General features: G+C 68.7%; 16 protein-coding genes. 8 read left to right on the top strand and 8 right to left on the bottom strand.

The genetic code is table 11. From position 1 onward, the window contains the following. Positions 1-17: 17 nt before the first annotated feature. Complete coding sequence (locus E2F48_RS09590) at positions 18-734, top strand: hemerythrin domain-containing protein (protein WP_133403761.1); 717 nt, start codon at positions 18-20, stop codon at positions 732-734. A 160-nt stretch (positions 735-894) separates the two neighbouring features. Here E2F48_RS09590 and E2F48_RS09585 read toward each other — a convergent pair whose 3' ends face one another. Beyond that, complete coding sequence (locus E2F48_RS09585; protein ID WP_133403760.1) at positions 895-1,461, bottom strand: dihydrofolate reductase family protein; 567 nt, start codon at positions 1,459-1,461, stop codon at positions 895-897. Between the two features lie 196 nt (positions 1,462-1,657). Between E2F48_RS09585 and E2F48_RS09580 the strand changes: the two genes are divergently transcribed. The 4 genes from E2F48_RS09580 (at position 1,658) to E2F48_RS09565 (ending at position 5,189) form a co-directional block, all read left to right on the top strand. Beyond that, entirely contained in the window at positions 1,658-2,095 is a 438-nt protein-coding gene (locus E2F48_RS09580; RefSeq protein ID WP_133403759.1) for a VOC family protein, read from the top strand. 46 nt (positions 2,096-2,141) lie between these two features. Beyond that, positions 2,142-3,095 (top strand): 1,4-dihydroxy-2-naphthoyl-CoA synthase, encoded by a 954-nt coding sequence (locus tag E2F48_RS09575; RefSeq protein WP_133403758.1) that lies wholly within the window; start codon positions 2,142-2,144, stop codon positions 3,093-3,095. Positions 3,096-3,102: 7 nt separating this feature from the next. Beyond that, positions 3,103-4,239 carry an AMP-binding protein gene (locus E2F48_RS09570; RefSeq protein WP_133403757.1) on the top strand — a complete coding sequence of 379 codons (1,137 nt, stop codon included), beginning with the start codon at positions 3,103-3,105 and terminating at the stop codon, positions 4,237-4,239. A gap of 65 nt (positions 4,240-4,304) precedes the next feature. After that, a complete protein-coding gene (locus E2F48_RS09565) occupies positions 4,305-5,189 on the top strand; it encodes a 1,4-dihydroxy-2-naphthoate polyprenyltransferase (RefSeq protein ID WP_133403756.1) in 885 nt (294 codons plus the stop codon). An 18-nt stretch (positions 5,190-5,207) separates the two neighbouring features. On the opposite strand, the gene E2F48_RS09560 is transcribed toward E2F48_RS09565, so the two are convergent. Continuing rightward, positions 5,208-5,507, bottom strand: coding sequence for a DUF4229 domain-containing protein (locus tag E2F48_RS09560; protein WP_133403755.1), 300 nt, complete (start codon positions 5,505-5,507; stop codon positions 5,208-5,210). Between the two features lie 30 nt (positions 5,508-5,537). On the opposite strand from E2F48_RS09560, the gene E2F48_RS09555 reads away from it, so the two are divergent. After that, entirely contained in the window at positions 5,538-6,062 is a 525-nt protein-coding gene (locus E2F48_RS09555; RefSeq protein WP_133403754.1) for a PLD nuclease N-terminal domain-containing protein, read from the top strand. Between the two features lie 142 nt (positions 6,063-6,204). Here E2F48_RS09555 and ccsB read toward each other — a convergent pair whose 3' ends face one another. The 5 genes from ccsB to E2F48_RS09530 form a co-directional block, all read right to left on the bottom strand. Then, the gene (gene ccsB / locus E2F48_RS09550) at positions 6,205-7,236 is read right to left on the bottom strand and encodes a c-type cytochrome biogenesis protein CcsB (RefSeq protein ID WP_133403753.1); all 1,032 of its coding nucleotides are present in this window, start codon (positions 7,234-7,236) and stop codon (positions 6,205-6,207) included. Further along, positions 7,233-8,981: a cytochrome c biogenesis protein ResB gene (gene resB / locus E2F48_RS09545; RefSeq protein WP_133403752.1), complete on the bottom strand. Its 1,749-nt coding sequence runs from the start codon at positions 8,979-8,981 to the stop codon at positions 7,233-7,235. The genes ccsB and resB overlap by 4 nt, the downstream gene beginning before the upstream one ends. Positions 8,982-8,996: 15 nt before the next feature. After that, positions 8,997-9,794 carry a cytochrome c biogenesis CcdA family protein gene (locus E2F48_RS09540; RefSeq protein WP_246018754.1) on the bottom strand — a complete coding sequence of 266 codons (798 nt, stop codon included), beginning with the start codon at positions 9,792-9,794 and terminating at the stop codon, positions 8,997-8,999. Positions 9,795-9,800: 6 nt separating this feature from the next. Then, positions 9,801-10,346, bottom strand: a complete 546-nt coding sequence (locus E2F48_RS09535; RefSeq protein WP_133404135.1) for a TlpA family protein disulfide reductase — start codon at positions 10,344-10,346, stop codon at positions 9,801-9,803. 114 nt (positions 10,347-10,460) lie between these two features. Next, positions 10,461-11,132, bottom strand: a complete 672-nt coding sequence (locus tag E2F48_RS09530) for a histidine phosphatase family protein (RefSeq protein ID WP_133403751.1) — start codon at positions 11,130-11,132, stop codon at positions 10,461-10,463. Positions 11,133-11,311: 179 nt separating this feature from the next. On the opposite strand from E2F48_RS09530, the gene E2F48_RS09525 reads away from it, so the two are divergent. Together E2F48_RS09525 and E2F48_RS09520 are read left to right on the top strand one after the other, a co-directional pair. After that, the gene (locus tag E2F48_RS09525) at positions 11,312-11,863 is read left to right on the top strand and encodes a YceI family protein (protein ID WP_133403750.1); all 552 of its coding nucleotides are present in this window, start codon (positions 11,312-11,314) and stop codon (positions 11,861-11,863) included. A 251-nt stretch (positions 11,864-12,114) separates the two neighbouring features. Then, positions 12,115-12,840, top strand: a complete 726-nt coding sequence (locus E2F48_RS09520; protein ID WP_133403749.1) for a polyadenylate binding domain-containing protein — start codon at positions 12,115-12,117, stop codon at positions 12,838-12,840. 10 nt (positions 12,841-12,850) lie between these two features. Here the strand turns inward: E2F48_RS09520 and E2F48_RS09515 are convergent, their stop codons facing one another. Further along, positions 12,851-13,531, bottom strand: coding sequence for a redox-sensing transcriptional repressor Rex (locus E2F48_RS09515; RefSeq protein ID WP_246018753.1), 681 nt, complete (start codon positions 13,529-13,531; stop codon positions 12,851-12,853). Between the last annotated feature and the right edge of the window lie 143 nt (positions 13,532-13,674).

Genomic DNA, 13,674 nt, shown 5'->3' with positions numbered 1-13,674 from the left:
CAACCAAGGAAGTCCTGATGCACGTATCGGTAGCCGAGCAGAGCACCGCCCAGCTGGGCGGTCCCCTGAGCGTCCTGGTCCGCCAGAAGCGGGACCACGTGAAGCTCAATGCCCTCCTACAGGAGCTGGAGGGCACCCACGACCGGCAGCAGGGTGAGGTGCTCCGCCGCATCTACCGGCTGGTCTTCCCCCATGCCTTCGCTGAGGAGGCCGTACTGTGGCCCGTGATGCGGCGGGTTCTCCCGGACGGCGGCGACCTGACGCTTGAAGTGGAGCAGGAGCATCAGGAGGTCAACGAACTGGTCACCCGGCTCGAATCGCTTGAGGAGGGTGACCCAGAGCGCGGGCCCCTCCTGAACCGGCTGGTCGAAGTGCTCCGTGAGGATGTCCGGGATGAGGAGGACACGCTCCTTCCCCGCCTGCAGGAGCGGGTGGCGGTGAGCCGGCTCCGGCTGCTCGGGGTTGCCTGGGAGATCGTCCGCGGGACCGCTCCGACCCGGGCACACCCGGTCGTGGCCCGCCGGCCGCCGGGCAACGCCCTCGCCGCTGTCCCGCTGTCAGTGCTCGACCGGCTGCGGGACGCCGCCGACTTCGCCCTCCTGCGTGGGCCCCAGCCGCCCGCCGGCGCGCTCCAAAGGGCAAGCAGCGCCCTGCGGCGTGCCTCACACGCCGTCGAGCGGCTGCCCCTGTTCACGCGCGGCGAGGATCCCTCGACGTCCACCGCCCGCCGGTGACCATCGGCGCCGCGCGGGGGGTGCCTCCGCCTGGTCAGCGCCTGCGGGCCAGAAGGAACGCCTGGGCTGTCTTCTCGCCTTCCTGCGGCTCCCGCCGGGTTGAGGAAACCAGCGCAAACCCGTGCCGGGAAAACAGTCCGGTGAGGACCGCGGACCGAGGCTAGCCGGTGGAGCCTCGGACGCCGTAGCGCAGGAACACGACCCCGTTGCGGAACCGGCGTTCGTCGAGCAGCTCGAGATCAAGGCGCACCCCTGCGGGCAGGAACCGGGTGCCGCCGCCCACGACCACCGGGGAGATGAATTGGTGGATCTCGTCGACGAGCCCTTCGCTGACCGCTGCGGCTGCGAGGCCCGGTCCGCCCACCGCCAGATCCCGGGACGCCGCGGCCTTGAGGCGCCTCACGGACGCCGCGTCGAAGGTGCGCTCCAGCCGGGTCCGGGCACCGGCCACGGCAGGCAGCGTCCTGGAGTAGACGATCTTGTCCGTGCCCCGCCAGATGTCAGCGAAGTCGGCGACGGCGGCCGGGTGGCCGGCGGTCTCAAGGGTTTCCCAGGCGAGCATCACTTCATAGAGCCGCCGACCGTACAGGTGGGTTCCCACCCCCCGCTGGAGGTCGTTGATGAACGCGTGCACCTCCTCGTCGGGGACGCTCCAGTCGAAAGAGCCCGCCTCGTCGGCGACATACCCGTCAAGGGAGGTGATTCCCGTGAAAACCAGACGCGCCATGATCCCTCCGAGGCCGAGCACCGGTTGCCGTCATCCAGGACTCTACGGGCTCCTGCGGGCCCTGGCGAGGGCGGCGGCCACCGGCAGGCCACACCCATTGCGGGGCGATACGGACATGCAGACCGCCGGCATTTGAGGACGCGGGCTGTCCGCGGTTTCCTTCCGCCGGAGCCGGACCCGGCGCTACCGTGTCGGCATGGAACACAGTATTCAGATTTCTATCGACTGCGCGGACCCCCATACCCAGGCGGACTGGTGGGCCGAGACCCTGGGCTGGATCGTCGAACCGGTCGACGAGGGCTTTATCGACAAGATGCTCGCGGCCGGCTACGCCAAGGAGTCCGATGTCACTTCCCACAACGGCGCCCGCGTGTGGACGGGCGGGGCGGCGGTCTGCAGGGCCAGCGAACTGGAGCGCAAAGACCGGATGCGCCTGGTCTTCCAACCCGTTCCCGAACCGAAAAGCGTCAAAAACCGGGTGCACCTCGACATCCACCTGACCGGAACGGACAAGGACGACGCCCGGGAGGCCCTGGTGGCCCGCGGCGCCCGGTACCTCTACGAGGCAAGCCAGGGGCCCCTCGTCTGGTACACCATGACCGATCCGGAGGGCAACGAGTTCTGCATCTCCTGAGCCGCCGCGGCATGCCCGGCCGGTTGCGCGCCGTTAGACTCGGTTGGTGACATCCGATCTTCCCGTCCAGGTCTCCGACATCTTCGACCCGCAGCAGTGGCGCACCGTCTCGGGGTTCGACGACCTGACCGACCTGACCTACCACCGCCAGGTCCAGCGGGCCGTCGACGGCAGCGTGCTCAGGGACCTGCCCGCGGTGCGCATCGCCTTCAACCGACCCGAGGTCCGCAACGCCTTCCGCCCGGGGACCGTCGACGAGTTGTACCGCGCCCTCGACCACGCCCGCATGAGCCCTGACGTCGCCACGGTGCTGCTCACCGGCAACGGACCCTCGCCCAAGGACGGCGGCCACTCGTTCTGTTCCGGCGGCGACCAGCGCATCCGCGGCCGGGACGGGTACCGGTACGCGGAGGGCGAAACGAAGGAAAGCATCGACCCGGCCCGTGCCGGCCGGCTCCACATCCTCGAGGTCCAGCGGCTCATCCGCACCATGCCCAAGGTGGTGATCGCCGTCGTCAACGGGTGGGCGGCCGGCGGCGGCCACAGTCTGCACGTGGTGGCCGACCTGACCCTTGCCTCCCGCGAGCACGCCCGCTTCAAGCAGACCGACGCCACCGTGGGCAGCTTCGACGCCGGCTACGGTTCGGCCCTGCTTGCACGCCAGATCGGGCAGAAGAAGGCCCGCGAGATTTTCTTCCTGGCCCGGGAGTACTCGGCCGAGGACATGGTGGCCATGGGTGCGGTCAACGAGGCCGTCGACCACGCCGACCTGGAGCGCACGGCATTGGAGTACGCCGCCGACATCGCCCGGCAGAGCCCCCAGGCCATCCGGATGCTGAAGTTCGCCTTCAACCTCGCCGATGACGGCCTGGCCGGCCAGCAGGTCTTCGCCGGCGAGGCCACCCGGCTGGCCTACATGACCGACGAGGCGGTGGAGGGCAAGGAGGCTTTCCTCGCCAAACGCGACCCGGACTGGTCCGCCTTCCCCTACTACTTCTAGGACGCGCATGGAACTCCTGCCGATCTACACCCCTCCCGCGTTCGACCCGAAGGCACTGCTGAAGCCCCTGGCGGCCTCCCTTGCCGGCGAAGGACCGGCCGTGGCACCGCATGCCGCCCTCGGCCAGCAGTTCACCGGCGAGCTGCCCAATGACGAGATCGCCGCCGTGCTCAGCACCTCCGGCTCCACCGGAGCGCCGAAGAAGACGATGCTCAGCGTCGATGCGCTCGCCGCGTCCTCAATGGCGACGGCAATCGCGCTGGGCGCCGAGGGCCAGTGGCTGCTGACCCTGCCCGTACATCATGTCGCAGGCTTCCAGGTGCTCGTCCGGTCCCTGTACGCCGGGACGGAGCCCTGGGCCATGGACCCCGCCACTGCCTTCACTGCGGACGCGTTCACCTCCGCCGCGGGCGAGCTGACCGACCGCGTGCGGTTCACCTCCCTCGTGCCGACCCAGCTTCACCGGCTCCTTCAGGACCCCGCACCGCAGACTCTGGAGGCGCTCAAGCGGTTCAACGCGATCCTGCTGGGCGGCGCCCCGATCGGATCGGGCCTGCGCAGCGAAGCCCGCCGGCACGGCCTGAACATCGTGGAGACATACGGGATGAGCGAGACCTCGGGCGGATGCGTCTACGACGGGCAGCCCCTTGACGGCGTGGAGGTCCGCGAGGACGCCGGCCGGCTGTGGATCAGCGGCCCGGTGCTGGCGGAGGGCTACCTGGGCGACCCGGAGCTGACCGGCGAGCGGTTTGTCTTCAACTCGGGCCGGCGCTGGTTCCGGACGGACGACGCCGGAGCGCTCACGGCCGACGGCACCGTCGAGGTGCACGGGCGCCTCGACGACGTCATCGTGACCGGCGGCCTCAAGGTCTCCGCCGCCGTCGTCGCTGAGGTCATCGAAGGAATTACCGGGGTGAACCAGGCCCTCGTCCTGGGCATCACGAGTTCCGAGTGGGGCACCTCGGTGGCCGCCGCGGTGGTTGGCACCGTAGAGGCCGAGGTGGTGCGCCGGCACGTCGCCGAGGAACTCGGAGCCCACGCCGCACCCAAGACCGTCCTGACCCTCGAGGCGATGCCGCTGCTGCCGGGGGGCAAGCCGGACCGGCAGTCCGTCCGCGCGCTCCTCGAACAGCGGAACTCCTAGCGCCGGACACCGCGCAACCGTTTCGGGCCACCGGCCCGCCAGCACAACCAGTGAAGGAACACACCGTGGCGACTGCCGCTCAGTGGCTTGAAGGAGCCCGCCCCCGCACCCTGCCCATGGCCCTGGCGCCGGTGATTGCCGGCAGTGCCGCCGCGTTCGGGCTCGGCGGATTCCGGCCGCTCAACGCGGTGCTCGCCGCGGCAGTGGCGGTGCTGCTGCAGGTGGGCGTCAACTACGCCAACGACTACTCCGACGGCATCCGCGGCACCGACGACGCCCGGGTGGGTCCGCTGCGGCTCACCGGCTCCGGCGCCGCCCGGGCCCGTGACGTGAAGTACGCGGCGTTCGCCTGCTTCGCCCTCGCCATGGTGGCGGGCGCGGCCCTGATCATCCTGTCGCAGGCCTGGTTCCTCCTGCTGGTGGGCGTCGGCTGCATCGCGGCGGCCTGGGGCTACACGGGAGGCAAGAACCCCTACGGGTACCTGGGCCTCGGGGACGTGTTCGTCTTCGTCTTCTTCGGCCTCGTCGCAACCCTCGGCACCACCTACACGCAGGCAGGCCAGCTGAGCGGCCCGGCCTGGGTGGGGGCCATCAGCACCGGCCTGATCGCCATGGCACTGCTGATGGCGAACAATGTCCGCGATATTCCGACCGACCGCGAGGCCGGCAAGCTCACCCTGGCCGTGCGCCTGGGCGACACCCCGGCCCGGGTGAGCTACGTGATGATGCTGGCCGCGGCCGTCCTGCTGCCGCTGTTCCTCATCGACAACCACCCGTGGGTGCTCCTGGTGCTCCTGCTGGTCCCGGCAGGCCTGATGCCCAGCTGGCTGATGCTCAAGGGCAAGAAGCGGCGCAGCCTCATCCCGGTGCTCAAGCAGACGAGCCTGATCAACCTCGGCTTCAGCCTGCTGTTCGGCCTGGGCATCGTGCTCACCGAGGTCCTCGCCTAGGAGCGGGGAAACCTTCGGTCAGAGGTCGCGCGGCCTGCGGTCGGCGTTCACCGGGGCGTTGGGGTCGATGTGGTCCTCCGCGGCGGCGTCGTCCTTTTCCATGAAGTTGCTCGCCCGCGGGGCGCCGTCCTTGAAGCGGCGCTGCAGTGAGGCGCCCGCGGCGTCGCGCAGCGGGCGGAAGAACAGGTAGGTCACACACCAGGCGAGGATGGCGGCAACGACGGCGGAGAGAACCGCACCGAGCCCGAGAACCACGCAGATCACAAAGAAGACGACGACGAGCAGCAGGCGCAGGGCAGTGAATTTGAGGAAGGGCACCCTCCAAGTTTACTCGCCTACAATTGGGGTATGCCCCGCCTGTTGCTGTTCCTGGTGCTCCTTGGAGTCGCCGTCATCGTCTACGCGCTGATCGAATGCGCCATGACCCGATCCAGCGAGGTACGCAGTATCTCGAAACCCGCCTGGCTGATCACGATCCTGGTGGTGCCCCTCATCGGAGCCGGCCTGTGGTTCCTGTTCGGCAGGCCGCGGCCGACGCGCGGCACCCGCCCTCCCCGCCCGGCCCCGCGGCAGCCGACCGCACCCGATGACGATCCCCAGTTCCTGCAGAACCTTGAGACCCGGCGCCGGCAGCAGGCCCGCGAGCAGGAACTGAAGCGCAAGGAAGAGGAGCTCAAGGCCCGCGAAGCCCAATCAAAGGGCGGCGGGAAGATCGGCGGAACCACGACTCCCGCAGCGGGAACCCCCGCGGGCGGTGCCCCCGCCGGCGGCACCCCCTCGAACGGTACGGGTGATCCGGCTCCGGCCACCGATCCCGACGACGACGCCGATGAGACGGGCAGCACGGGCGCGCACCGGCCCAACAACCCGTAGCCCGCCTACTTCCTGGCCCGCGTCCTCCGGCCGCAGCCCCACACCGAAAAAGCCGCAGACAAAAAGCCGCACCCGCCCCTCGTGGTCAAACGAGCGGGCAGGTGCGGCTTTCTGTTGCGGTACCGTCTTGGCCTTCGGCGGCTTAGACGCCAGAGTAGCTGTGAAGCCCCGAGAAGTAGATGTTCACGATGGTGAAGTTGAAAACGATGCAGAGGTATCCGACGATCGAGAGCCAGGCCGCGCGGGTGCCCGTCCATCCCTTGGTGGCGCGGGCGTGCAGGTAGCCGGCGTACACGGTCCAGATCACGAAGGTCCAGACCTCCTTGGTGTCCCAGCCCCAGTACCGGCCCCAGGCCTCCTCGGCCCAGATGGCCCCGGCGATAAGGGTGAAGGTCCAGCCGACAAAGGCAATGGCGTTGAGGCGGTAGGAGAGGTTCTCCAGGCTGAGTGCCGGGGGGACCAACCGCATGAAGCCGGCCTTATCGGGCCCGCCGGCCGCGATGCGCGCCTCGCGGGAGGACTGGACCAGCTGCAGCACCGACATGGCGAAGGTGAGGGTGAACAGGGCCGAGGAGGCCACGGCGATGGAGACGTGCACGATGAGCCAGTAGCTCTGCAGCGCGGGAATGAGGTTGGCCACGGGGGTCGCGAACCCCACGGTTGCGGCGCAGAGCATGATGACCACGAGGCCCACCACGAAGGATCCGACGAACCGCAGGTCCTTGCGGGTCAGGGTGATCAGGAAGATCAGGGAGACGACGAGCGCACCGGTGGTGCAGAACTCGTACATGTTGCCCCACGGCACCCGGTCCGCGGCGATGCCGCGGGTGAGTACCGCGGCGGCATGGATGACGGTGGCGACCACGGTCAGCGCCACCGCGATCCGGGCCGAGGACCGGCGGGGGCCGGCGCTGTACTGCATGGAGGTGTCGGCCATGGCCGGGCCGGCGGATGCGGGCGCCGAGGCGCCGCCTCCGCGGGCGCCGGCGAGGACCGTTGCCCGCGCCGGGGCCTGGGCCTGGCCGGCGGCCAGGCGGGCCTCGACGGCACCGATGGTGCGGCTCGACTTCACCAGGTCGAGCACGAAGAAGATCAGCGCCACCACATAGGCGATGGAGGCCAGGAGCATGAAGAGCTCGCTGGTGGCGCCCAGTTCGGTATTAACGCTTTTCATTCGTTGTCCTTACCGTTGTCGCCGTCGGTCCCGGCGCCCGTTCCGGCGGCGGGAGCCCCGGCGGGCTGCAATTGATTTTCCCCTGCTTTGTCCTGGTGCGCCAGCCAGTGGCCGGCCAGCAGCTTCTCCACCGCGGCACCCTCCGCGGGGAGCCTCGGGTCCTCGCCGCGGGCCAGCAGCCCGTACTCAATGAGGACCCGCCCGTCCGGGTGCTCTCCGGTGCGCACCCAGACGCGCCGCCGGCCGATGAACAGTGAGGCGCTCAGGCCCGCGAGGGCGAGGACCGAAAAGACCAGCGCCCCGAGCTGGGCCGGGTCGTGGTGGATGTCCACGGCGATGTAGCGCTTCAGCCCGTCGAAGGTGATGGACCCCTTCCCCTCGGGCAGGTCGTAGGTCTCACCGAGGCCCAGGACGATGCCGCCGTTGTCGCTGTTGCGGCTGTTCAGCTCCGTCAGGTTCTCGGTGTCCAGGACGTAGACGTTCTTCGGTTCCCCGCCGTCGAGGCCGAGGTCCCCGGCGTAGGAGTTGAGGTTGAGCTGCGGGTTGAACGGGTCGGGGTCGCGGGAGAAGGAGACGCCCTGTTCGTCGACGAAGGCGGTCGGGAGGAAGAACCCGACGAATCCGAGCTGTTCCGGCCGGGCATCCGGAGCCTTGATCACTGCCAGGGAGGTGTAGAGCCCGTCGGAGGGGATGGTGACCACCGGTCCCTGCACGGCGATGTTCCCCTCGCCGTCGCGGACGGTGATCACGGGGGCGTAGCCGTTGCCGACCAGGTACACGCTCGTGCCGCCGATGTCGATGGGGGCATTGACCTTGAGGATCTGCTTTTTGGGCTCGGCGTCGGGTCCGTCCTGGGTGGTCAGGCTCGCGGTGAAGTCAAGGGGCTGGCCGTAGTGGCTCTCCTGCGCCCGGTCGAACTGCACGTCGAAGGCGTCGAGGCGGATCGAGTAGGGCTCGAGCTGGTCATCGGAGAAGTTCGTGCCGGGGGTGAACGCGTCGTAGCCGACCAGGGTGTTCACGAAGGTGTCCCCCTCGACGATCACCTTCTGGCCGTTGTAGCCGAACAGGCCTCCCACGGCGACGCTCACCAGCACGCCGATCAGGGAGCTGTGGAAGACGAGGTTGCCGAGTTCCTTGCTGAAGCCGCGCTCGGCCGCCACCGACGGCCGGTCGCCGTCCACGTCGCGCACGTCGACGCGGTAGCCGCGCTTTTTCAGGAGCGCGGCGGCGTCGGTCGCCGCGGAGGCAGGGGTGATGGCGGCACCGGACGTCCGCGCGGCGGGGATCTCCAGGGTGCCGTAGACCGGCATGCGCGAGAGCCGCCGCGGGGTGGCCGGCGGCTTGGCCCGGACGGCCCTGGCGTGGGCGATGGCGCGCGGAGTCACGCAGCCGATGAGGGAGATGAACAGCAGCAGGTAGATGGAGGAGAACCACACCGAGGAGTACACGTCGAACAGCTGGAACCAGTCGAGGATGGGTCCGCTGTCCGGGTGGTCCTGGAGGTAGGTGGTGACGACGGCCGGATTCGCCGACCGCTGGGGGAAGAGCGATCCGGGAACTGCGGCCACGGCCAGGAGCAGCAGCAGGAACAACGCGATGCGCATGCTGGTCAGCTGCTTCCACGCCCACCGCAGGGTTCCGGTGAATCCGAGCGCGGGCAGGGCGGCGTCGGGCTTGATGCCCTCGGTGCGTGCCGTGTCCTTGTTCAACGTGACCTGCTTCTCGTGGGGTTCGCTTTTCTGCATGCTGCTGTAGGCGGCTTAGATGGGAAGGACCACATTGCTGACCAGCAGATCCTGGATGCTGGTGATCCAGCTGTTCCAGATACCGGTGACCATCAACCCTCCCACAAGGATGAGCAGGCCGCCGCCGGAGCGCTGCAGGATCAGCCGGTTGCGCCGGAAGAACCGCAGTGCGCCCATCCCCCGCCGGATGCCCAGGGCAATGAAGAGGAAGGGCAGGCCCAGCCCCAGGCAGTACACGAAGGTGAGAACGGCGCCCCGGAGCGCGCTCGCGTCGTCGCCGGAGATCGCCAGGAGCTGGACGGCGCCGAGGGTCGGACCGATGCATGGGGCCCACCCCAGCCCGAAGGTCATCCCCAGCAGGGGCGCACCCCACAGGCCGGCAGGGACGCGGGCGTGGAGCCGGCTTTCCCGCTGGAACAGGGCGAAGCCGCCGAGGAAGACGATCCCCAGCAGGATCACCACAATGCCCAGCAGCTGGATCAGCCAGTCCTGCGAGACCTTCAGCCAGGCTCCCAGCTGGCCGAACAGCGTGCCGTAGGCCATGAAGACCGCGGAGAAGCCGAGGACGAACAGGGCAATGCCGGCGAACATGCGGCCGCGTTTCTGCTGCTCGAGGTCCACGCCGGTCAGCCCGGTCACGTAGCCCAGGTAACCCGGTACGAGGGGCAGCACGCAGGGCGAGGCGAAGGAGACGAGCCCGGCCAGCAGGGCGACCGGGAGGGCGAGGAGCATCGACCCGCTCAGCACGGCATCGGCAAAGGCGTTTCCGGAGGCCAGGGCGGGCCCCACAGTCGCGGCCAGTGCCGGGGTCATGGTGCCTTACTCCCCGAGCGCATCGCGGACGAGGGCCTTGAGCGTGCTCTTTTCGGCCAGTCCGAGGATCCGCGCGGACACCCGGCCCTCCTTGTCCAGAACCAGCGTGGTGGGCACCGCCTGCGGGGGGACGTAGCTCGTCATCGCCAGCAGGACGCCGCCGTCCTTGTCGTTGAAACTCGGGTAGGGAATCTCGAAGTTCCGCTCGAAGGCCTCCGCGGTCGCCCGCTCGTCGCGGATGTTGACGCCGTAGAACTGCGCCCCCTGCGGCCCGAATTCATCCGAGAGCGCGACGAGGTCCGGGGCCTCCTTGCGGCACGGGGCGCACGCGGCGTACCAGAAGTTCAGCACGGTCACCTTCCCCGCCCAGTCGGAGCTTGCCACCTGGGTGCCGTCGAAAAGCTTCCCGGAGAGGTCGACGGGTTTCCCCCGGTCGGAGGCTGCGTACTCGGTGACCGAGCCATCCCCGGCAATGTAGTTCTTGTTGTCCCCGGCGGCGGCCTGCTGGGCCAGCGGATCGTCCGCCGCGCAGCCGGCGAGGCCGAGCGCCATGGAGACGCCAAGGACCGCGGCGGCGCGGAACGCGGACCACGGGCGGCGGGCCAAGGCGGGGTTTGGAGGTTTCACGGCTTCTTCCAGATATTTCTACAGCGTGTAGTAATTCTACTACGCTCCCGGAATGTTCGCCGCTCCGGGCAGCAGGTCGGCGCACGGCTCCTCGTAACGGACGCGGGTGATGTCGCTGCCGGAGAAATCGAGCGAGGTGACCGAGGTCAGGGTGCATTCGCGCTGCCTGGGGTCATGCCAGAGGCGGCGGTGCTCGGCCGCCAGCCGTGTCACCCAGATGGGCAGCTGGTGGCTGACGAGGACCGCCTCGACCGGGCCGTCCACGCCGGCTCCCAGTTCCAGGGCTCGGGTACGGGCGAACTGGACGGCGGCCATGACGCGCTCGACCTGGCGGGAGTACGGCTCCCCCCAGGAGGGGCGGAAGGGGTTGGTCAGCAGGGGCCAGTACCGGGGATTCCGCAGCCTGCTCTTCACCCTCGACATTCCCTCGAACCGGTTTTCGGCCTCAAGGATGCGCTCCTCGGTATGCACGGGCAGGCCCAGGGCCGTCCCGAGCGGCTGCGCCGTCTCCTGGGCCCGGACCAGCGGGGAGGCCGCGAGGTAGACGATGTTCGCACCATCGCTGCGCCGCTTTTCGAAGTGGGCGGCCATCTGGTCGGCCATCCGGCGTCCCAGTTCGGACAGGTGAAACTCGGGGAGGCGTCCGTAGAGGACGCCCTCAGGGTTGTGGACCTCACCGTGGCGCACCAGGTGGACGGTTGCAAGGGGCATCTGCCTAGTTTCTCAGAGTTCGGCCACCGGACTAAATCCGGACATCCCGTCCCGGCACGGCAGACGCCGAAGCCTCGGAGGGCGCCCCGGGACCGGACCGGGACCCCCCGAGGAATAAAACATGCAAAAACATGTTTACATAGTCATAAGCTTTCCGCTTCCATCAAGGAGAAACATTCATGAGCATCCCCACAGGCCTCACCACCGGCACCTGGTCCTTCGACCCGGCTCACAGCGAGATCGGCTTCACCGTTCGCCACGCCGGCATCAGCAAGGTCCGCGGCAGCTTCGCAGACGTCGACGCCACCATGGTCGTCGGTTCTTCGCTCGAGGATTCAAAGGTCACCGCCACCATCAAGACCGTGTCCTTCCAGTCCGGTGACGAAAACCGCGACGCCCACGTGCGCAGCGCCGACTTCTTCGACGCCGAGGTTTTCCCGGAGATGACCTTCACTTCCACCTCCGTCGAGACCAAGGGTGAAACCTACAAGATCGCCGGGGATCTCACGATCCGCGGCATCACCCAGCCTGTGGTCCTTGACGCCGAGTTCAACGGCGTCGCTGTCGATCCCTTCGGCGCCACCCGCGCAGGCATTTCCGGCCAGACCACGATCTCCCGCAAGGACTTCGGCCTGACCTGGAACGCCGCCCTCGAAGCCGGCGGCGTACTTGTCGGTGACAAGGTCACCATCTCGGTTGACGCCGCCTTCGTGGCACCTTCGGCCAACTGATTCACTCCGACCGGGGCCATCCACCCGGCTGACACTGCGCCGCCGGCGGGCCTTCGGGAACGCCGGCGGCGCACTGCGTTCGGCTCCGTTCGCGCCGCGGCCGGAACGGCGGTGCCGAAGCGCCGGGCGCGCCCGGATCAAACCCTCGATTCTGCCGGTCAGCGCGGTAGTGTGAACGCAAGATCCGGCGCGCCGCGAAACGGCAGGTGCCGGCTTGTCCTACCCTGCACGCCTGACGAACGGATGCGGCAATGAGCACACCTGACGAGAACCCGGACGCGCCACGGTACGGCCAGAACGAGGGCCAACCGCGGTACGGGCAGAACCCGACGCCGTCCCCCGGGCAGAACCCCCCTCCTGCCTACGGGCAGAACTCCCCGCCCGCTTACGGGCAGAATGCTCCGCAGTCCTACGGTCAGAATTCTCCGGCCTCCCCCGGACAGCAGGGCTATGGGCAGCAGCCGTACGGCTACCAGTCGGCCCAGCCCTCCGGCTACGCGTACCCGGGCTCCGCCTCGATGCCCGCCACCGCCAAGGGCCCCGCACCCCAGCGGGTCGTCCTGGCCTTCTGGCTCATCATCGCGGCGGCCGCCCTCGGGCTCATCAGCACGATCGTCAGCTCGCTCGATCCCCTGGCCACCCTGACCCCGGAACAGCTTGAGCAGTTCGAAGGCTCAGGGGTCTCCCCCGAGTCCGTCAGCGGGATCGCCACCACTGTCGGAATCGTCGTCGGGCTCCTGTTCGCCGCCCTCTATGTTCTGCTCGCGTTCATGATCCGCAAGGGAAAGAACTGGGCTCGCATCACGCTGACCGTCCTGGCCGCCCTGTCCGTCCTCGGGTTCCTCTTCGGCCTCGCAGGCGGCACCCCGGTCGGCATCCTGTCGACCCTCGTGCTGATCCTCGTCGTCGCCGGCGTCGTCCTGTGCTACCTGAAGCCCGCGGCCGAGTACTTCAAGCGCGCCGCTCCGCGCTACTGAAAGCCGCCGCTTACTGCGCCGAGCGGGCGTCGGTGATCGACTCGATCACCGCGTCCTGCGCCCGCTGGGCGTGGTAGGCAAGAATCTGCAGCTCCGTTGACATGTCGACCTTCCGCAGCTGGACGTGCGGAGGCACCTGGAGCACCACGGGGGCAAAGCTGAGGATGCTGGTGATCCCGCTCGCCACCAGGCGGTCGCAAAGCTGTTGCGCGACCGGCGCCGGCACGGCGAGGACCGCCATGTTCGCCCGGGTCCGTTCCAGGACCGCCTCAAGGTCGTCGATGGCGCTCACCCGCAGCCAGCCGACCTCCGATCCGACAACTATCTTGTCGGCGTCGAACAACGCGACGATCTCAAACCCGCGCGAGGCAAATCCGGAATAGCCCGCCAGCGCCCGGCCCAGGTTGCCGACGCCGATGATGGCCACCCGCCAGTCGAGGGTGAGACCCAGTGCGGTGGAAATCTGGCGGTTCAGGTACTGCACGTCGTAGCCGACACCCCGGGTGCCGTAGGAACCGAGGTAGGAAAGATCCTTGCGCAAAATCGCCGAATTGACTCCGGCGGCGTCCGCGAGGACCTCGGAGGAGACCCGTTCGATCCCGTCGGCCAGGAGCGAGTTCAGTGCCCTCAGGTAGATGGTGAGGCGGGTCAGGGACGCCGGCGGAATGCGGCGCCCGCCATCGGCGCTCACCGAATGAAGCTCTGGCGTCTCTGGCGTCGTCACTGTAATCTGCTCCGTTGCATCAGGTGGCCCACCGAAGCGGCGCCCGTTCCGGCCGGCGCCCCCAAAGCCCCGACTCGAAATCTCTTCAACTCTATGCCGCAGCGGCCGGG

Origin of the sequence: Arthrobacter crusticola, assembly GCF_004357995.1 — a bacterium.
Classification (GTDB): Bacteria; Actinomycetota; Actinomycetes; order Actinomycetales; family Micrococcaceae; genus Arthrobacter_D; species Arthrobacter_D crusticola.
The sequence above is the reverse complement of the archived record's forward strand: the minus strand, read 5'-3'. Positions and strand labels throughout refer to the sequence as shown.

Bases quoted from the DNA above. Each gene is read 5' to 3' on its own strand.
- E2F48_RS09525 (WP_133403750.1), top strand. From the start codon at position 11,312: ATGAGCATCCCCACAGGCCTCACCACCGGCACCTGGTCCTTCGACCCG.
- E2F48_RS09530 (WP_133403751.1), bottom strand. From the start codon at position 11,132: ATGCCCCTTGCAACCGTCCACCTGGTGCGCCACGGTGAGGTCCACAAC.
- E2F48_RS09570 (WP_133403757.1), top strand. From the start codon at position 3,103: ATGGAACTCCTGCCGATCTACACCCCTCCCGCGTTCGACCCGAAGGCA.
- E2F48_RS09535 (WP_133404135.1), bottom strand. From the start codon at position 10,346: ATGGCGCTCGGCCTCGCCGGCTGCGCGGCGGACGATCCGCTGGCCCAG.
- E2F48_RS09555 (WP_133403754.1), top strand. From the start codon at position 5,538: ATGCCCCGCCTGTTGCTGTTCCTGGTGCTCCTTGGAGTCGCCGTCATC.
- E2F48_RS09520 (WP_133403749.1), top strand. From the start codon at position 12,115: ATGAGCACACCTGACGAGAACCCGGACGCGCCACGGTACGGCCAGAAC.
- E2F48_RS09590 (WP_133403761.1), top strand. From the start codon at position 18: ATGCACGTATCGGTAGCCGAGCAGAGCACCGCCCAGCTGGGCGGTCCC.
- E2F48_RS09540 (WP_246018754.1), bottom strand. From the start codon at position 9,794: ATGACCCCGGCACTGGCCGCGACTGTGGGGCCCGCCCTGGCCTCCGGA.
- ccsB (WP_133403753.1), bottom strand. From the start codon at position 7,236: ATGAAAAGCGTTAATACCGAACTGGGCGCCACCAGCGAGCTCTTCATG.
- resB (WP_133403752.1), bottom strand. From the start codon at position 8,981: ATGCAGAAAAGCGAACCCCACGAGAAGCAGGTCACGTTGAACAAGGAC.
- E2F48_RS09580 (WP_133403759.1), top strand. From the start codon at position 1,658: ATGGAACACAGTATTCAGATTTCTATCGACTGCGCGGACCCCCATACC.
- E2F48_RS09585 (WP_133403760.1), bottom strand. From the start codon at position 1,461: ATGGCGCGTCTGGTTTTCACGGGAATCACCTCCCTTGACGGGTATGTC.